At 67.5% G+C, this 17,014-nt stretch carries 17 protein-coding genes and 1 pseudogene; 11 read left to right on the plus strand and 7 right to left on the minus strand.

From position 1 onward, the window contains the following. The 3 genes from K5Q19_RS21390 to K5Q19_RS21400 form a co-directional block, all read left to right on the plus strand. Positions 1-567, plus strand: a 567-nt coding sequence (locus K5Q19_RS21390) for a GTPase (protein ID WP_292949435.1), incomplete at its 5' end; no start/stop codon positions are given. Between the two features lie 121 nt (positions 568-688). After that, positions 689-1,822, plus strand: a complete 1,134-nt coding sequence (proB, locus tag K5Q19_RS21395; RefSeq protein WP_292949437.1) for a glutamate 5-kinase — start codon at positions 689-691, stop codon at positions 1,820-1,822. Next, complete coding sequence (locus tag K5Q19_RS21400) at positions 1,819-2,748, plus strand: NAD-dependent epimerase/dehydratase family protein (protein ID WP_292949440.1); 930 nt, start codon at positions 1,819-1,821, stop codon at positions 2,746-2,748. The genes proB and K5Q19_RS21400 overlap by 4 nt, the downstream gene beginning before the upstream one ends. On the opposite strand, the gene K5Q19_RS21405 is transcribed toward K5Q19_RS21400, so the two are convergent. The 4 genes from K5Q19_RS21405 to lptD all read right to left on the minus strand — a co-directional run bounded on the left by K5Q19_RS21405 (position 2,741) and on the right by lptD (position 8,409). Further along, complete coding sequence (locus K5Q19_RS21405) at positions 2,741-4,096, minus strand: AarF/ABC1/UbiB kinase family protein (protein WP_292949443.1); 1,356 nt, start codon at positions 4,094-4,096, stop codon at positions 2,741-2,743. The two genes, K5Q19_RS21400 and K5Q19_RS21405, sit on opposite strands and share 8 nt — an antisense overlap. Continuing rightward, entirely contained in the window at positions 4,093-4,443 is a 351-nt protein-coding gene (locus K5Q19_RS21410) for a DUF393 domain-containing protein (protein ID WP_292949446.1), read from the minus strand. The genes K5Q19_RS21405 and K5Q19_RS21410 overlap by 4 nt, the downstream gene beginning before the upstream one ends. A gap of 120 nt (positions 4,444-4,563) precedes the next feature. Then, a complete protein-coding gene (locus tag K5Q19_RS21415) occupies positions 4,564-5,949 on the minus strand; it encodes a peptidylprolyl isomerase (RefSeq protein ID WP_292949448.1) in 1,386 nt (461 codons plus the stop codon). Positions 5,950-6,189: 240 nt separating this feature from the next. After that, positions 6,190-8,409 (minus strand): LPS assembly protein LptD, encoded by a 2,220-nt coding sequence (lptD, locus tag K5Q19_RS21420; protein WP_292949451.1) that lies wholly within the window; start codon positions 8,407-8,409, stop codon positions 6,190-6,192. Positions 8,410-8,593: 184 nt separating this feature from the next. On the opposite strand from lptD, the gene K5Q19_RS21425 reads away from it, so the two are divergent. From K5Q19_RS21425 to K5Q19_RS21445, 5 genes are all read left to right on the plus strand, one after another. Then, positions 8,594-10,051, plus strand: a complete 1,458-nt coding sequence (locus tag K5Q19_RS21425) for a leucyl aminopeptidase (protein ID WP_292949454.1) — start codon at positions 8,594-8,596, stop codon at positions 10,049-10,051. A 3-nt stretch (positions 10,052-10,054) separates the two neighbouring features. Next, positions 10,055-10,222, plus strand: coding sequence for a DUF2256 domain-containing protein (locus K5Q19_RS21430; protein ID WP_292949457.1), 168 nt, complete (start codon positions 10,055-10,057; stop codon positions 10,220-10,222). Then, positions 10,222-10,656 carry a DNA polymerase III subunit chi gene (locus K5Q19_RS21435; RefSeq protein ID WP_292949459.1) on the plus strand — a complete coding sequence of 145 codons (435 nt, stop codon included), beginning with the start codon at positions 10,222-10,224 and terminating at the stop codon, positions 10,654-10,656. The genes K5Q19_RS21430 and K5Q19_RS21435 overlap by 1 nt, the downstream gene beginning before the upstream one ends. Before the next feature lie 84 nt (positions 10,657-10,740). Then, positions 10,741-11,163: a nucleoside-diphosphate kinase gene (ndk, locus tag K5Q19_RS21440; RefSeq protein WP_292949462.1), complete on the plus strand. Its 423-nt coding sequence runs from the start codon at positions 10,741-10,743 to the stop codon at positions 11,161-11,163. Between the two features lie 77 nt (positions 11,164-11,240). After that, entirely contained in the window at positions 11,241-11,480 is a 240-nt protein-coding gene (locus K5Q19_RS21445) for a hypothetical protein (RefSeq protein ID WP_292949464.1), read from the plus strand. A gap of 111 nt (positions 11,481-11,591) precedes the next feature. On the opposite strand, the gene K5Q19_RS21450 is transcribed toward K5Q19_RS21445, so the two are convergent. From K5Q19_RS21450 to purM, 3 genes are read right to left on the minus strand one after another with little or no spacing between them, the layout of a single operon-like run. Continuing rightward, positions 11,592-12,740 carry an MFS transporter gene (locus tag K5Q19_RS21450; RefSeq protein ID WP_292949467.1) on the minus strand — a complete coding sequence of 383 codons (1,149 nt, stop codon included), beginning with the start codon at positions 12,738-12,740 and terminating at the stop codon, positions 11,592-11,594. Between the two features lie 32 nt (positions 12,741-12,772). Next, positions 12,773-13,717 carry a phosphoribosylglycinamide formyltransferase gene (gene purN, locus K5Q19_RS21455; protein ID WP_292949470.1) on the minus strand — a complete coding sequence of 315 codons (945 nt, stop codon included), beginning with the start codon at positions 13,715-13,717 and terminating at the stop codon, positions 12,773-12,775. Then, on the minus strand, positions 13,707-14,813 hold the full coding sequence (purM, locus tag K5Q19_RS21460) for a phosphoribosylformylglycinamidine cyclo-ligase (RefSeq protein ID WP_292949473.1): 1,107 nt from the start codon (positions 14,811-14,813) through the stop codon (positions 13,707-13,709). Before purM ends, purN begins: the two co-directional genes overlap by 11 nt. A gap of 104 nt (positions 14,814-14,917) precedes the next feature. Here purM and K5Q19_RS21465 point away from each other — a divergent pair, with 104 nt between their 5' ends. The 3 genes and pseudogenes from K5Q19_RS21465 to K5Q19_RS21475 form a co-directional block, all read left to right on the plus strand. Then, positions 14,918-16,201, plus strand: a complete 1,284-nt coding sequence (locus K5Q19_RS21465) for a heavy-metal-associated domain-containing protein (RefSeq protein ID WP_292949475.1) — start codon at positions 14,918-14,920, stop codon at positions 16,199-16,201. Positions 16,202-16,205: 4 nt separating this feature from the next. Beyond that, the gene (locus K5Q19_RS21470; protein ID WP_292949478.1) at positions 16,206-16,832 is read left to right on the plus strand and encodes an ATPase; all 627 of its coding nucleotides are present in this window, start codon (positions 16,206-16,208) and stop codon (positions 16,830-16,832) included. Positions 16,833-16,874: 42 nt separating this feature from the next. Then, positions 16,875-17,014, plus strand: a pseudogene (locus K5Q19_RS21475) (serine acetyltransferase); the annotation flags it as partial.

Below are 17,014 nucleotides of genomic sequence, written 5' to 3' on the forward strand. Positions count from 1 at the left end.
CTTGTCGGCCTGCCCAATGCGGGCAAGTCCACCTTCATCAACCAGATCACCAACACCAAGGCCAAGGTGGGGGACTATGCCTTCACCACCTTGCGCCCGCAGCTCGGCGTCGTGCGCCACAAGAGCCGCGAATTCGTGCTGGCCGACATTCCCGGCCTGATCGCCGGTGCCGCCGAAGGCGCCGGGGTGGGCGACCGCTTCCTCGGCCATATCGAACGCTGCCGCGTGCTGATCCATCTGATCGACATCAATGGCACCGATCCTGCCGAAGCGCTGCGCATTGTCGAGGAAGAGCTCGAAGCCTATGGGGGCGGGCTGGAAGACAAGCCGCGCCTGATCGCGCTCAACAAGATCGACACAGTCGATGCCGAACTCGTCAAGGCCTTCCGCGCCGAACTCCGCGCCGCCGGGGCAAAGCGCGTGTTCCCGATCTCGGGCGCGACCGGCAAGGGCATGAACGCCCTGCTCGACGCCGTCCTCGAACACCTCCCCGCCGCCACCGCCACCGAACGCCCCGATGGCGAAGTGGAGGCCGCCGAGGACCAGAAGCCCTGGTCGCCGATCTGAAGGGTGCGGCCGCCACCAACTTCGCCTCAGGTCCCTCGTCATTCCCGCCTGCTTGGGAATGACGATACGGGGAGGGCAACCCCTTCCCGCGCCGCCGCATTTCCCCTAAGCGGCGGCCACCATGCCCATCGATCGCCTCCCGCAACTGACCGATCCTGCCGCCGCACCGCGCCTTGTCATCAAGGTCGGCTCGGCGCTGCTCGTCGGCAAGGATGGGGAGCCGCGCCGCGCCTGGCTCACGCTGCTGGTTGGGGAAATCGCCGCTGCCCGGGCGCGCGGGCAGGATGTGATCGTCGTCTCCTCCGGCGCGATTGCGCTGGGTGCCCGCAAGCTTGGCCTCGCGCGGGGCGGGCGGGGTAGCCTTGCCGATGCGCAGGCCGCTGCTGCCGTCGGCCAGATCGCGCTCGCCGGGCTCTGGGCCGAACTCCTCGCCGCGCATGGCCTGATCGCCGCGCAAGTGCTGCTGACGCTCGAGGATCTTGAGGACCGCCGCCGCTATCTCAACGTCACCGCCACGCTCGGCACGCTGCTGGCATCGGGCGCGGTGCCGGTGATCAACGAGAACGACACGGTCGCCACCGAGGAAATCCGCTTCGGCGACAACGACCGCCTTGCTGCCCGCGTGGGCCAGGCGGCGGGCGCCAGCGCGGTGCTGCTGCTGTCGGATATCGACGGGCTCTATGATCGCGACCCCCGTCTTGAAGGCGCGGTGCGTGTGCCGGTGGTGCGCGGGGTGACGCCAGAAATCCATGCCATGGCTACCGGCGGCTCGTCCTCCGGCCTCGGCTCGGGCGGGATGACCTCGAAGCTTCAGGCCGCCGAAATCGCGGGCCTTGCCGGCATCGCGCTTGCGATCATCGATGGCCGGCCGGATAGCCCCATCGGCGCTGCGCTGGCCGAAGAGCGCGGCACCCTGTTCTGCCCCCCCGGAAAAGCCCGTGCGCGAAAAGCATGGCTTGGCGGCAAGCTGCGCATGAAAGGCGCGGTCACGGTCGATGCGGGCGCCGCCGCAGCCCTCGCGCGCGGCTCCAGCCTGCTTGCGGCGGGTGTCACGGCGGTTGAGGGCGCGTTCCTGCGCGGCGATGCGATTGCGGTTCACGGCCCCGATGGCACGGTCCTCGCGCGCGGGCTCAGCGAATATGATGCGGGTGAGTGCGCCGCGCTGATGGGCCGTCCATCTGCCGAACACGAAGCACTCCTCGGCTATGCCCCTCGCTCTGCGCTGATCCACCGCGACCAGTTGGTGATGCTGTGAGCGAGACCGGGGCCCTCGTCGCGATCACTGGCGCGACCGGCTTTGTCGGGCAAGCCGTGCTGCTCTCCGCCGGCCGCCACCGGATCGAGATTCGCGCGCTGACCCGCCGCAAGCAGCGCCTGCGGGGTGGGGTGGAATGGATCGACGGCGATCTGGGTGACAAGCCCGCCCTCAAGCGCCTGATGGAGGGGGCCAGCGCCGTCATCCACATCGCGGGTGTCGTCAACGCACCGGATCCGGCGGGCTTTGAGGAAGGCAACGTGCAAGGGACCTTGCGCGTGATCGAGGCCGCGCACGAAATGGGCGTGGCGCGCCTGATCCACGTCTCGTCGCTCGCCGCGCGCGAACCGCAGCTTTCGGTCTATGGCGCTTCCAAGCTGCGCGGGGAGAAGCTCGTCCGCGCCTCCGGGCTTGATTGGACGGTGGTGCGCCCGCCCGCCGTGTTCGGCCCGCGCGATACCGAAATGCTCGAGCTGTTCCGCCTCGCGCGGCGCGGCGTGGTGCCGCTGCCACCGCCGGGGCGGCTTTCGGTGATCCATGTCACCGATCTGGCCGAGCTGCTTCTTGCGCTGCTGCCCAGCAGCGAGGAAGCCACGCATCAGGTGTTTGAGCCGGACGACGGCGAACCCGGCGGCTGGACTCACGTGCGTCTTGCCCACGCCATCGGCGCGGCTGTGCGCGAAAAGCCCATCCGCCCGCTCTCGCTCTCGCCGCGCATGGTCGGCCTCGCCGCGCGCGCCGACCGCCTGTTTCGCGGCAAGAAGGCGAAGCTCACGCCCGATCGCGCGCGCTATATCTGCCATCCGGACTGGACGGTGGGGGAGGGCGCGCTGCCGCCCGCCACGCTCTGGCGCCCGCGCATCGATACGCGCGAGGGGCTGCACGCCACCGCCACGTGGTACCGCGAAGCGGGCTGGCTCAAGTAGCCGCTTCGGCCGGCTCCGCGGGCTTCGGTTCGAGACTGGCCAGCCGCGCCGCGACCATGCCCTGCAGCGGCAGTCGCGCCTTCATCCGCACTGCGAGCAGTGCGGTGCCGCTCACCTTGCGCTGGACGAACAGCGTGTCCATCGGCGGCAGGTGCCAGGTGTCGCGGTCCTGCGCCACCGGCTCGCCGAAATCGCGCAAGCGCGCCACGAAGCTGCGGTCGGCAAAGTCGAAGATCTCGGCCTTGTTGACGTGTTCGAGGATCACCCCGATCACCCCCTCGAAGGCCTTGCCGTGCCGCGCCATCTGCTCCTCGGAAGCAAAGCCCACCTCGCAGATCCGCCGCTTTAGCTCCGGCGGATCGCCATCGAGGCCCGCCTGCATCATCCGGCGGTAGGCATCTCTCGTTTCCTCCGGCACCCCGCGCGCCGCGCCGAAATCGAGCAGCACCACGCGCCCCGTATCGGGCTGCCAGCGATAGTTGGCGAAGTTCGGGTCGGTCTGCATGAAACCGAAAACGAACAGTTCACGCAGCACCAGATCGAGCATCGCGCCCATCACTTGGTCGCGCACGTCCTGCGGCGCATCGGCCAGCGTATCGATGGGCTTTGCGGCGATGAAGTCCATCGTCAGCACGCCGGGCCCGGTCAGCTCGTCCACCGGCGCGGGAACCACGAACCGCGTCTCCCCGGCCAGCATCGCGCCATAGCGGCGCATCTGCTCGGCTTCGCGCAAGTAGTCCGCTTCCTCGTGCAACTGGCGCTTCGCCTCGGCCAGCAGCGGGGTGATATCGAGCGACTTGGGCAGCAGGCCTGAAACGCGCAGCAGGGTCGCCACATTGTCGATATCGGCATCGATGCTCGCAGCAATGCCCGGATACTGCACTTTCACCGCCACCGTACGGCCATCATGCAGCACCGCGCGGTGGACCTGCCCGATCGAGGCGGCGGCAATCGGCGTGGCCTCGAAGCGCGCAAAGCGGCGGCGCCAGTCCGGACCCCACGCGGCGGCAAGCACGGTCTGCAGCTGCCTCGGCGGCATGAAATGCGCCGCATCACGCAGCTTCGCGAGGATTGCAGTCAGCTCCTGCGGCAGCAAGTCACCCGCATCGAGCGAGATCATCTGCCCCAGCTTCATCGCCGCGCCGCGCAGCCGCGACAGCTGCTCGGTCACGCGCGTGGCGTTGGCGGGGGTGAGCAGCAAGTCCGACATGGCGGGCCGTTCGCCGCGCGCCAGCCGCTTGGCGCCCTCGGCGATCACCCCGCCCGCAACACCGCCCGCCAGCTGGCCAAACGCAGAGAAGCGACCGATGCGGCTGGTGGGAACCTTGCGATACCTGTCATCGCTCATCGTGCGAGCCTTTGCAAAGCGGGGCGGACCCGGAGAAACCGCACGTAGCCCCATTCGAGCGCGCTGAGAACGCGGTGATTGCGCGCCAGCAGCCCCAGCGGCCGCAGCAGCGGGATCGCGCGCCACATCGCCGCAAAGGCCGCTGCGCCGCTGAGCAGAACCCCGTCCTCGCGCGCATGGAAGCGGGCGAGCAGCAGCGCCGGATCGATCGGGCAACTTGCATTCGGCTGCGCGACATCGATGAACTCGATCCGCCCCGCCCGGTCCAGCCGCCGCATCAACGCGATCTCGCGCGTGCAGAGCGGGCAGGCGCCGTCAAACCAGACGGTGAGGGGGGAGCGAGGCATGCCCAAGCGCCTAGGCCTTGAGACCAAGTCGCCGCAAGGTGCTCATTGGTGAGGGAAAAGCGCGATTTCCTCACCACACTTGCCATGACGAAGGTAAGGGGGCCGTCGAGACCCGAAGCCTCAGTTGTACTCGATCACCGCGTCGCGGCGGAGGTCGCGCAGGTAGGTCTGCGCGCGCTTGTTCACGCGGTCATCTTCCATCTGCGACTGGAGCTGTTCGAAGTTCGGGCCGCTCTCGACCTTGGGATCGTCACGGCCGCAAAGCATGAGCACGCGCACGCCATCTTCGATCGAGCCGAAGGGCGGTGTGGTCTCACCCACCGAGAGCTTGAGAATCGTGTCCTGCAGCGCCGAAGGAAGATCGCGCACGCGGATCTGGTCGTTGGCGACGACAGTGGCACCGAGCGAGACGGCAGCCGCATCGGCCCCGCCGCAACCCTTGATTTCCTTGACCACCTTGGCGAATTCGCCGGCCTTGGCGGCGGCGTCCTTCTCTGCGGTACCCTTGGGGAAGGCGATCGAGATCTGCTTGAGGCTGAGCACGGCGTCACGCGGATCAGCCATAAGGACCTGGCGCTTGTCGATCAGATAGAGCAGCGAATAGCCCGAGGCGAGCTCGACCGGGCCGACCAGCTGGCCGGGGGCCATCTGCGCGGCGGGGTTGGCCAGTTCGGGCGGAAGCTGGGCGAGGCGGATCCAGCCGAGATCGCCGCCGACCGAAGCGCTCGACGACTGCGAATACTGGCGCGCATAGGCGACGAAGCTGCCGCCACCCTTGAGCTGCTCCATGATCTTCTGCGCGTTGGCTTGGACCTGCGGCTTGGTTTCCTGAGTTGCCGCGAGGTAGATTTCGCCGATGCGGTATTCCTCGGTACCCTTGGCGGCCTTGAGGCGGTCCATCATTTCGCGGACTTCGCCGTCCGACACGTTGATGAACGGCTGAACGTTGCGGCGCAGGAGGCGCTGCCAGGCCAGTTCGCCCTTGATCTGGCGCTTGAGCGAAGCCGCGGAGGAGCCGATCGAGGTGAGATACTTCTCGAGCGCGGCGGGGTTCTGGCCGAAGTTCTGCTGGGCGACGCGGTCGAAGGTCTGGGTGACTTCTTCCTCGTCGATATCGATGGTGGCGGCCTTGGCTTCCTGGATCTGCAGCGTTTCATCGATCAGGTTGCGCAGAACCTGAAGGCGCAGGCGCTCCATTTCCTCTGGTGGGACCTTGCCGCCATTGGCGCTGACGATGAGCGCAAGGCGCTGATCGACATCGGTGCCGGTGATGATTTCCCCGTTCACGATTGCAGTGGCGCGGCGCAAATGCGGATCGACCTTGCCGAAAATCGTCGGATTGGCGGGCAGATTGAGCGCGCTGACGCCAGAGACAGCTTCCATCGGTTCGGGCAGAGTCTGCGCATGGGCGAGCGTGCCGGCAATGGGGGCTGCGACAACCGCAAGAGCACCGAGGCTGAGGGCGGCGCGCGCCGAAACGGAAAGCAAACGAAACCCGGTCTTCATGGCAGTACGATAATCCTGTCTCTCGGCCCCCTGCAGCGATATCGCCGCAAGTTCCCCTCCAACGGTCCTTGGGCCGCCCCTCACTCGCATGATCAGGCTGAACCGGAGGTGAGTGACGCGGCGATAGACCGAATGCAACGCCTATGGAAGTAAAACGGAGGAAAAATGGGGTGGTGCAAGCGGTTTCAGCCCGTCTGAAGCGGCGGGGGAGGCGGCATGCGGCCGCATCGGCGGGCCGGATCAGCGAACGCCAAGGCCCTTGAAAGCGATATTGAACTGGACGGTGCTGCCACGCGTTGCGTCGCCATTGGTGATGTAGTCGCGGCGCCAGGTGAGCGCGAGATCCAGACAATCATCGGCATAGGCAAAACCGAGGCGGTGGCGCAGCAGCTGGAAACCGTCCCTGGTCTTGGTCGGATCGTCCACCCTGTTGGTGAGGTTGGCCACCGCCGAGCCGAACACCGACCAGCGCCGCGCAAAGGCGACGCGCGCGGAAAAGCGGATTTCCTCGCGGTCGCGAAGATCTTCGAAGGCGGCGGGAATATCGCGGTTGAGCCGCAGATAGCCGACTTCGGCATACGTGCGGTGGTTGCCGATGGTCGCGTCGAACTCGTTGCGACGCAGCTTCAGGTTGTCCTTGTCGAGCCGGAAGCGGTGGGTGAACTGGACGATATCGCGGAACCGCATTTCGGTGCGGCCGACAATATCCGATGCCCGCGAGGAAAGCCCGGTGCCATCGGGCAGCAGGGTCTTCTGCGTGGAGAGGCGGTAGCTCTGGCCCACGGTGGTGGAAACCCGCCAGCCGGGCCGCGTGAACTGCCAGTCCGCGCCGTAGGTCACGCGGACGCCGTCCTCGATCCGGTCGTAGCCGGGGAAACGATTGAGCGCGAAAAGGTTGGAATCCTCCAGTTCCACCGAGCGCGAATCCTCGTTGGGAATGGCGAGGTTGCGGACCTTGGGGATGGCGACGAACTGGACGTGCGGGGTGAACACTTGCGTGCCGCCGAGCGCCGAGCCGATCAGTGGCCACTTGATGTCGACCGCGGCGGTGGCGATGCCGCGGCCCTGCCAGCCGGGCATGCCGCGGTAGAACAGGTTGGTGGTGAGGTCGTTCTGCCGCGAATGGTAGATATCGCCCCGCGCGAGCGCGGTGAACGTGATCTCCTGCCCGAGGCTGGTCAGCGTGCGCAGGTCCCATTGTGCCTTGGCGAAGGCGCGCTGCGTATCCTGCCCGCCGGGGCGGGTGAGCGCGAGGCTGTTGAGCTGGAGTTCGAGAGTGCCGCCGATCCGCGGCGGGACGAGGCGCCGGCGGTATTCGAAGGCCGGCAGCGCGATCGGCACAAGACCCTGGCGATCCCCGCTGCGCAGCGTCTGCACGGCCCAGCCGGCGAGGCTGAAATAGCTGTTGGCATCGATGCGTTCGAGGTTGAAGTTCGAGCGCAGACGGTCGTCGCGGCTGATGTCGTAGCGGCGCAGGAAAGTGCGGTCGCTGGCGTAGCGGCCATAACCGGTGAGGCTCCAGTTTTCCGAGAGCTGGAAGCGGCCATTGGCTTCCAGATAGCCGCGGAAAACTTGCTCCTGCGGGTTGGCGCCGGTCAGGTTGCCATCGCCGATATCGATGCGCGCGCTGCGGGTGAGGTAGGCGGAGGCCTGGAACGCGCCATGGTCCGTCAGCTGGCGATAGCGGCCGGAGATCATCGGCAGCGCCCCGGTGTAGATATAGCCGGTGAGGGCGAGGTCCTTGTTGTTGGCGAGGCGCCAGTAATAGGTATCGCTGAGTTCGGCGCCGTTGGCCGCGCTGAAGCGGAAATCGGGGATCAGCAGGCCGCTTTCGGCACGGAAGTCCGAGGTGTGGGCAAGGCCGGGCAGCGGCAGGATCGGCAGGCCGAACACGCGCAGCAGCGCGCCCTTGTAGCGAACGCGCTGATCCTTGGCATCATAGGTGACCTTGACCGCGGTCACTTCCCAGCTCGGCCGCCTGGCACAGCCGTCCTCGTCTTCGACCGCGCAGCCGGAGAAGGCGGCGTTGTTAAGCACCATGTTGCCATTGGCCGCGCGCGTGCCGCTGCGCGCGGCGAGGCGGCCGCCCTGGCGCAGGACGAGCAGCATGTCCTCGATCGCGCCGGCCTTGAGCTCGTCGGTCAGTTCGACCTTGTCGGTATAGAGCACATTGCCCGCTTCATCGACGAAGCGGATGTTGCCGCTCGCCTCGATCTGCCCGGTCTTGCGGTTCCACGTGACGACATCGGCGCGCACGGTCTGTTCGGCGCGGCGGAGGATGACATTGCCGGTGGCGGTCACGGTTTCGGCATCGCTGGCATAAGTGACGCGATCGGACTGAAAGCGGATTTCGCCCGAAGCGCCTGCCTCTTGAGGCGAGGGCGCGGGGCTTGCCGCTTGCGCATGGACCTCGCCCGCAGCGAGCGCCAGAACGGCAAACACGGCCGATACCGGGCGCATGGCCGCGACGCATGAAGGCCGCAAGCTTCGGGACAAGGCTTGCGATGTCATTGACGGCACTGGGGCCGCGAGGGGGCGCGCATGGCCTTGCCTATCGCACCGGTGCCGCTTAACTGCAAACCCACAATTCACCTTGAGCCGCGCTGAGCTCCGGGGTGTGCCCTTTTTCCGGCAGGAGCCTTGAATGATCATCGAATTCGCCGCCGCCGATATTGCCCGTCCCCGCGTGGTTGCCAGCCTTGTGGCGCAGGACGGCCTTCCCGCCGATGCCGATGTGCTGGTGCGCGGCGCCGCGGCGGCCGCGCGCTTCACCGGCAAGGCCGGCCAGCTGTTCGAGGCACTGGTGCCTGCGGGCGAGGGTGTGCAGCGGCTGGCCTTCGCCGGGATCGGCGAGCCGGGCGCAGCCGGGCGCAGCGCCACGCTGGAGCGCGCTGGCGGCGGGATCACGGCGAAGTACCTGACGTCGGGCGAGACCGAACTGGCGATCGACTTTGCCGACAGCGGGCTGACCGCCGAGGAAGCGACTGCGGTGCTGCTGGCAGCCCGCCTGCGCGCGTGGCGGCACGATGTCTATCGCACCAAGCTGAGCGACGAGCAGAAGCCATCACTGGCGAAGATCATCGCCATCGGCGCGCCCGAAGGCACCGAAGCGCTGTGGGAAACCGAAGTCGCGATTGCCGAGGGCGTCGAGTTCACCCGCGAACTGGTGACCGAGCCTGCCAACGTGATCTACCCCGCCAGCTTCGTCGAGCGCTGCAAGGCGCGGCTTGAGGGTGCCGGGGTCGAGATCGTGGTGCTGGGTCTTGCCGAGATGACCGCGCTCGGCATGGGCGCGCTGCTCGGCGTGGCGCAGGGTTCGGTGCGCGAGCCGCAGATCATCGCGATGCGCTGGAAGGGCAAGGCGGGCACCAAGCCGACCGCGTTCGTCGGCAAGGGCGTCACGTTCGACACCGGCGGCATCTCGATCAAGCCGGCGGCTGGCATGGAAGACATGAAGTGGGACATGGGCGGCGCGGCGGCGGTCGCGGGCACGATGCTCGCGCTGGCGCGGCGCAAGGCGCAGGCCGATGTGATCGGCGTCTGCGGCCTTGTCGAGAACATGCCCGATGGCAATGCGCAGCGCCCGGGCGATGTCGTCACCACGATGTCGGGCCAGACGGTGGAAGTGATCAACACCGACGCCGAAGGCCGCCTCGTGCTGTGCGATGCCGTCACCTGGGTGCAGAAGGAATACAGCCCCGCCACGATCATCGATCTCGCCACGCTGACCGGCGCGATCATCATCTCGCTGGGCCACGAGCATGCCGGCATGTTCGCGAACGACGACCTGCTCGCAGGCCAGCTCGATGCGGCGGGCAAGGCGAGCGGCGACAAGCTGTGGCGCATGCCCATCGGTGCTGCCTACGACAAGCTGATCGACAGCCCGATTGCCGATATGAAGAACGTCGGCCCGCGCTATGGCGGCTCGATCACCGCGGCGCAGTTCATCCAGCGCTTCGTCGACAAGGGCGTGGCCTGGGCACATCTCGATATCGCGGGCACCGTGTGGATCGACAAGCCCGGCGCAACGCACGACAAGGGCGCGACGGGCTTTGGCGTGCGCCTGCTCGACCGCTACGTGCGCGATGTGCTGGAAGCCTGATACGTGCCGAAGATGCGCCGCAAGGCGGACTTGCCGACGAAAGTCTGCGCCGCCTGCGGACTGCCGTTTTCGTGGCGCAAGAAGTGGGAGCGTGATTGGGAGAACGTGAAGTTCTGTTCGGATCGCTGCCGCAGCGACAAGGGCCAAAAGGCGCGTGAGGGCGCGGCCTGATGCGCGTCGATTTCTACCAGCTATCGCGCGATCCCGCCGAACTCGTGCTGCCCCGGCTGGCGCAGGGCACATTGGGCGCTGGCGAGCGGCTGCTGGTGGTTTCCGAGGACGCGGCGCAGCTTGGCCGGATCAGCGAGGCGCTGTGGACGCGCATTCCCGAGAGCTTTCTCGCCCACGGCATGGCGGGCGGCGAGCATGATGTGCGCCAGCCGATCCTGCTCAGCCACGAGCCGGTGCCCGCCAACGGCGCCCGCTATCTGGCGTTGGCGGACGGGGTGTGGCGCGAATTCGAAGATGTGGCGCGCGTGTTCCTGCTGTTTCCCCCCGATCGCATCGACGATGCCCGCGGCACCTGGCGCATGCTCGGCAAGCGCGAGGGAGCAGAGCGCAAGTATTGGCGGCAGGAAGGCGGGAAGTGGCTGGAGGGGCCCTGAGCGCCCACAACCTTGCAGTGCAGCACAAACCCCGCTAGGGGCGCGGCCAACCAAAAGCCTCCCCCAATACGCAAGGAACATCCCATGGCGGTTACCCGCACCTTTTCGATCATCAAGCCCGATGCCACGCGCCGCAACCTGACTGGCGCGGTCACCAAGATGCTCGAGGAAGCCGGCCTGCGCGTCGTCGCCTCGAAGCGCATCCACATGAGCCGCGAGCAGGCCGAGGGCTTCTACGGCGTGCACCGCGAACGTCCTTTCTTCAACGATCTGGTCGAGTTCATGATCTCGGGCCCGGTCGTCGTGCAGGTGCTCGAAGGCGAAGACGCCGTGAAGCGCAACCGCGACGTGATGGGCGCGACCAACCCCGCTAACGCCGAGCCGGGCACGATCCGCAAGGAACTGGCCGAATCGATCGAAGCCAACTCGGTCCACGGTTCGGATTCGGACGAGAACGCCGCGATCGAGATCGCTTTCTTCTTCAAGCCGGAAGAAATCGTCGGCTGATCTGGCCGAACGACTTGCTATAGCAGGGGCCGCCGGAGCGATCCGGCGGCCCTTTGCGTTTGGGGAGAGTGCAGGCAATGCTGGGAATGGGGGACGGCTCTTGCCCGTTCGAATTCAACTTCGATCCCGCCACGTTCAAGGTGGGGGATATGGTGAGCTACCGCGTGACGGGGAGCCTCGAGGGCATGCCGTTTGTGGGCACCTTGCTCGAAGTGCATGACGACCACGTGGTGATTTCGCCGGGCGAGAGCGATCCCGATGCACGCTATCGCGGCACGCGCGAGGACCGGCCGGTGGTGGATATCAGCGAGATCTAGGCTGGCTGAGGACGGGCACGAATAAATGGGGACAGTCCCTATTTATTGTTCGCCAGTTTTGCAGATTAAGCTGTTGTTTTAAAATTATAAAACTGGGACAGTCCCTATTTTTCAGGCGGCTTGCTGGCGGGCCGCGTACCAGCGGTCGAGCATCCAGGCCATCGCGGCGATGGCGGCAAGGCCCATGAGGATCGGCAGGCGGAAGCCCGCACCGACCGCGAGGAGCGCCGCTGCAAGAAGGCTGGCAAGCGCGCAGCCCATGTCCCAGCCGCCTTCGCTCGCCATCGAGAAGCGCAGCAGGCAGGGACCCTGCCGCGCCATGGCATAGAGCGGGGCGAGCATGGCCGTGCTTGTCATCGGCACGACCAGCGCACCCAGCGCCGTGGCGCCGACCGCAAGCAGCGGATGGCCGAGCGCGGTGCCCTTGGCCGCAAGCGCGAGAGCGGCAAGGCCATAGGCGATGACAAGGGAGTGGCGCGGCCGTCCGCCATCGATCAGGCGCCCAACGAAAAGGCTGCCAGCTGCCGCCGCTATCCCCGCCGCTGCCATGGCCGCGCCGAACTGGTCGAAATGCTCGCCGAGCGAGGCGAACAGGGCGAGGTTCCAGATCACCACCGAGCAGCCCGAATGGAAGCCCTCGTGGAAATAGAGCCGCCGCGCGCGGGTGGCCGTGTCCGCCGGGAGCACGGCGGCGGGGTCGATCGCCGGATTGGGGGCGCCGAGCAGCGGCAGCGCGCTGGCAAGTTGCAGCACGGTGATCACGGTGAAGGCGGCCAAGGCACCGCCATGGGCGAGGAGCAGGCCCCCGGTCGCGGGCGCCACGATCCCGACCAGCGCGCTGGTCGCCTGCTGCATGCTGACCTGCTGCCCGCCGCGTCCACTATCGGTCAGCGCAGGGAGGAAAGCGTGCCACGCGGTCCAGTAGAGCACGCTGCCAAGGCCGCTGATCGCGAGGAACAGGACCAGCAGCGGGCCGACTTCGTGCACGAATGGCAGCATGGCAAAACTGGCGGCGCGGATCACCACGCCGATCATCAGCACGCTGCGCACCCCGAAGCGCAAGGCCAGCGGCAAGGCCAGCGGGCGCAGCGCAAGGCGCGAGAGCAGAATCAGCGCAAAGCTGGCGAGCGCCGCCGGGAACGAGAACCCGCGGCTGACGAGGAAGCCAGCGACGAAGATTCCGCCGCCCGCTTCGACAAACGATTGCAGGCCCGAGTGGAGATAAAGTCGGCGCAGCGGGGTAAGGAAGGATGCGGACATCGGCGGCTCCGGCAGCCGGGGCACGGCCGCGGTCAGAATTCCATCATCGCCGCGAGCTTGCGCGGCGCCACGGCCAGCCACGAGCGGCGCAGCCATTCAGCGATGTCGTCCCAGTCCACATCGCCGAGGTCAAGCCGAATACCTATCCACCCGTCGCCGAAATAGGCCGGACGGAAGAAGCGCTCGGGATCGCTTTCGATGAGCTGCTCCTGTTCATCGACGCCGCTGATCTTGACGAGGAGCGCGGTGCGGCCATCGGCATGGTGGTTGGTGGGGACCCAGGCGAACTTCTTGCCCTTCACGATCCCGAAGCAGGCCATGCCGTGGCTGAGGCTTTCCTCGGCTTCGGGCAGCTGCATGGCCCGCTCGCGGACTTGCGCGGTGAGCCACTCCGGATTCGCCTCGCGCGTGACAAGCTCGGCAAGGCAGCGCGCATAAAGCTGGTGCTCGGCGAAGAGGACGCGGGCGGCGAGGGTTTCGGCAGTATCGCCGGGGAGGATGGCGACCGGGATCTGGCCGAGGATCGGGCCCTCATCCAGATCGGCGGTGACGAGGTGGACGGTGCAGCCCGCGTGGCTGTCGCCCGCCGCAATGGCGCGCTCGTGGGTGTGGAGGCCGGTGTATTTCGGCAGCAGCGAGGGGTGGATATTCACCATCCGCCCTTCCCAGCGCTGGACGAACTCCGGGGTGAGGATGCGCATGTACCCGGCGAGCGCGATCCACTGCGCGTGGTGTCGGCGGACTTCGGCTTCCATCGCCGCATCATGCTCGGCGCGGGGCACACCCTTGTGGGGGAGGACGAAGGTGGGAATGCCTTCGGCGGCAGCGATCTTGAGCCCGCCGGCCTCGGGGTTGTTCGAGAGGACGAGGACGATCTCGTAAGGGCAATCAGGCAGACGGCTGGCATAGAGCAGCGCGGCCATATTGGTGCCGCTGCCGGAGATGAAGACGGCGACCTTCGCGTGGTCAGCCGACATGCACTGCTTCCCACGGCGCGCGGGCGGACCATGCTTCGGCGCTGCCGAAGACGGTGCAACCCTTTTCGCCGGCGACGATTTCGCCCACGGGGAAGGCGGTTTCGCCGGCGGCGGTGAGATCGGCGATCAGGCTCGCGGCTTCGTTGGCGTGGACGGCGAGGATCATGCCCACGCCGCAGTTGAACGTGCGGGCCATCTCCTCCGGCTCGATCTGGCCCTGCGCCTGCAGGAAGGCCATCAGGAGCGGCTGCTCCCAGGCATCGGCATCGATGCGGGCGTGGAGGCCCTTCGGCAGCACGCGGGGCACATTCTCAAGCAGGCCGCCGCCGGTGATGTGGGCGAGCGCGTGGATGCGCCCCGACCGGATGAACGGCAGCAGGCTCTTCACATAGATGCGCGTCGGCTCGATCAGATGATCGATCAGCAGCCGCTCGTTATCGAACAGGGCAGGGCGCTCCAGCTTCCAGCCCTTGTCCGCAGCAAGGCGCCGGACCAGAGAGTAGCCGTTCGAATGGACGCCCGAGGAGGCAAGGCCGACCAGCACGTCGCCTTCCGCCACGCGATCACCGGTGAGCTGTTCGCCCCGCTCCACCGCGCCGACGCAGAAACCGGCGAGGTCGTAGTCGCCGGGGCCGTACATCCCGGGCATTTCCGCTGTCTCGCCCCCGATCAGCGCGCAGCCGGCCATGCGGCAGCCTTCGGCAATGCCCGCGACGACGCGCTCGGCAACGCCGGTATCAAGCTTGCCGGTGGCGAAATAGTCGAGGAAGAACAAGGGCTCGGCGCCCTGCACGATGAGGTCGTTGACGCACATGGCGACAAGATCGATGCCGATCGCGTCGTGCCGGTCGTGATCGATCGCGAGCTTGACCTTGGTGCCGACGCCGTCGTTGCCCGCAACCAGCAGCGGGTCCTTGTAGCCTGCGGCCTTCAGGTCGAAGAACGCGCCGAAACCGCCGAGTTCGGCGTCCGCGCCGGGGCGCGCGGTGGCGCGCGCGAGCGGGCCGATGGCCTTCACCAGCGCATTGCCGGCGGCGATATCTACCCCGGCCTTGGCGTAGGAATAGGGCTGCGAAGTTTCGTCGGTGGAAGCCATGGCCAGCCGCCTAGCGCTTTCCCGCTTGGATTTCCACTTGCCTTTGGGCAAAAGCGCGGCCAGCCCGATGCGAGCGCAAACGTGCGTCCCCAGATGGAGTTCCCTTGGCCGCCTTGCGCCCGACCTTGCCCAAGCTGCTGCTGTTGCCGGACCTGAGCCGCCGGGCGCGCCTTGCGCTGCTCGCGGCTCTTGGCCTGCTGCTCGCGGGCGGGGGCGCGGCGATCTATGCGCAGATCGAAGGTGACCGGGGCATCGCGCCGATTGCCAGCAACGGCGATTTCGAGGTCTCGGGGATCGAGGTCAACACCACCGGCAAGACCGCCGAGGAAGCCCGCGCCAATGGCTGGCGGCAGGCGCAGCGGCTGGCGTGGGAGAAGCTGTGGAAGTCCAACGGCCTTGGCGGCGGCACGGCTCCCGCGCTCGATGATGCCACGATCGACGGGATGGTTTCGGCGGTCGTCGTCGGGCAGGAACAGATTGGCCCGCGCCGCTACATCGCGACACTGGGGGTGATCTTCGACCGGGCGCGGACCAGCGGCTACCTTGGCATGCAGGGCCAGATCGCGCATTCGGCGCCGCTGCTGGTGGTCCCGGTGCTGATCGAAGGCGGAGTCACCTCGGTGTTCGAGACGCGCACGCCCTGGCAAAAGGCCTGGGCCGAGTTCCGCACCGGAGCAAGCGTGATCGATTATGTCCGCCCCAATGGCGCGGGCGCGGATTCACTGCTGCTGACAGCGGGGCAGATCAGCCGGCGCAGCCGCAACTGGTGGCGACTGGTGCTCGATTCGCTGGGCGCGGCGGACGTGATCATGCCGATCGCCAAGCTGGAGCGGAGCTGGCCGGGCGGTCCCGTCCATGGCACGTTCACCGCGCGGCACGGGCCAGACAACGTGTTTCTGGGCAGCTTCGAGCTGACAGCGCCGAGCGAGGACAAACTGCCGGCCATGCTGGCCGAGGCGATCACCCGGCTCGACGGGCTCTATGCCGGCGCGCTGGCGGCCGGTCAGCTCGCGCCCGATCCCTCGCTCTCGATGCGGCCCGATCTCGATCCCGAGCTGGTGGCAAGCATCGTCGCCAAGCTGGGGCCCGCACCTTCCGCGACGACGGCGGTGGCCGGGCCTGACGCGGCGGCGACGGCGGCGGCGGTACCGACCACGGTGGTCACCGTGCAGTTCGTCACCCCCGATGCGGCGGCGGTCGATGCGGGCGTGAGTGCCGTGCGCCGGGTCGATGGCGTCAAGGAAGCGGCGACCACCAGCCTTGCCATTGGCGGCACTTCGGTGATGCGGGTGACCTTTGCCGGCGATATCGACACGCTCGCCGCAGCCCTGCGCGCGGGAGGGTGGCGCGTGACCCAAGGGGCCGGCGCGCTCAGCATCCGCAAGTAGGCCAATGAGCCAGATCGCTCTGCCCCTCGTCACGGCGACCAGCGCCGAGACCGTGCTCACTGGCCCTTCGCTGGAGCCGGTGCTGGCGCTGCTCACGCGTGCGAACGAATGGCCCTTTCGCGCCGCCGTGCTGGCCGGGCCGCCGCGCTGCGGCAAGAGCCTGCTGGCGCGCTGGTTTGCCGCGAGTGGCCTTGGCGATGCGCTGGATGATGCCGATAGCCTGCCGGAGGACGCGGTGTTTCACCGCTGGAACCGCACGCAGGCCGATGGGCGGCCGCTGCTGATCGTTTCGAACCGGGCGCCGGGTGCGTGGCAGGTCGCGCTGCCCGATCTCGCTTCGCGGCTGGGCGCCGCGCTGATGATCGAGATCGGTGCGCCGGACGACGACTTGCTGCGCGTGCTGGTCGAAAGCCATGCGGCGCGGCGCGGGATCGTGCTGGCCGAGCCGGTGCTGGCCTATATCCTGCCCCGGCTGGAGCGCAGCCATGCCGCTGCCGAAGCGCTGGTTGAAACAATTGATCGCCTGTCCCTTGAGCGCAAGGCAGCCGTCACCATATCGCTGGCACGCGATGCCTTGGCCGAGCGGGTGCATGGGGTGCCCGAGGCCGAGCGGCAGCCTAGGCTACTCTAGGCACGCTTGCTTTAGCGGCTGAAAAGGGGGAAAAGCGCGGCCATGTTCGAACGCCTCACCGCCTATCTGGACTCGATCCGCGCGCGCGATCCTGCGCCGCGCTCCCGCTGGGAAATCCTGCTTTATCCGGGGCTTCACGCCGTCGGCCTGCACCGCGTGGCGCATTGGCTGTTCGTGCGCGA

The organism is Novosphingobium sp., assembly GCF_019748365.1.
Classification (GTDB): domain Bacteria; phylum Pseudomonadota; class Alphaproteobacteria; order Sphingomonadales; family Sphingomonadaceae; genus Novosphingobium.

Bases quoted from the DNA above. Each gene is read 5' to 3' on its own strand.
- proB (WP_292949437.1), top strand. From the start codon at position 689: ATGCCCATCGATCGCCTCCCGCAACTGACCGATCCTGCCGCCGCACCG.
- K5Q19_RS21405 (WP_292949443.1), bottom strand. From the start codon at position 4,096: ATGAGCGATGACAGGTATCGCAAGGTTCCCACCAGCCGCATCGGTCGC.
- K5Q19_RS21410 (WP_292949446.1), bottom strand. From the start codon at position 4,443: ATGCCTCGCTCCCCCCTCACCGTCTGGTTTGACGGCGCCTGCCCGCTC.
- K5Q19_RS21415 (WP_292949448.1), bottom strand. From the start codon at position 5,949: ATGAAGACCGGGTTTCGTTTGCTTTCCGTTTCGGCGCGCGCCGCCCTC.
- lptD (WP_292949451.1), bottom strand. From the start codon at position 8,409: ATGCGCCCGGTATCGGCCGTGTTTGCCGTTCTGGCGCTCGCTGCGGGC.
- K5Q19_RS21425 (WP_292949454.1), top strand. From the start codon at position 8,594: ATGATCATCGAATTCGCCGCCGCCGATATTGCCCGTCCCCGCGTGGTT.
- K5Q19_RS21435 (WP_292949459.1), top strand. From the start codon at position 10,222: ATGCGCGTCGATTTCTACCAGCTATCGCGCGATCCCGCCGAACTCGTG.
- ndk (WP_292949462.1), top strand. From the start codon at position 10,741: ATGGCGGTTACCCGCACCTTTTCGATCATCAAGCCCGATGCCACGCGC.
- K5Q19_RS21445 (WP_292949464.1), top strand. From the start codon at position 11,241: ATGCTGGGAATGGGGGACGGCTCTTGCCCGTTCGAATTCAACTTCGAT.
- K5Q19_RS21450 (WP_292949467.1), bottom strand. From the start codon at position 12,740: ATGTCCGCATCCTTCCTTACCCCGCTGCGCCGACTTTATCTCCACTCG.
- purN (WP_292949470.1), bottom strand. From the start codon at position 13,717: ATGTCGGCTGACCACGCGAAGGTCGCCGTCTTCATCTCCGGCAGCGGC.
- purM (WP_292949473.1), bottom strand. From the start codon at position 14,813: ATGGCTTCCACCGACGAAACTTCGCAGCCCTATTCCTACGCCAAGGCC.
- K5Q19_RS21470 (WP_292949478.1), top strand. From the start codon at position 16,206: ATGAGCCAGATCGCTCTGCCCCTCGTCACGGCGACCAGCGCCGAGACC.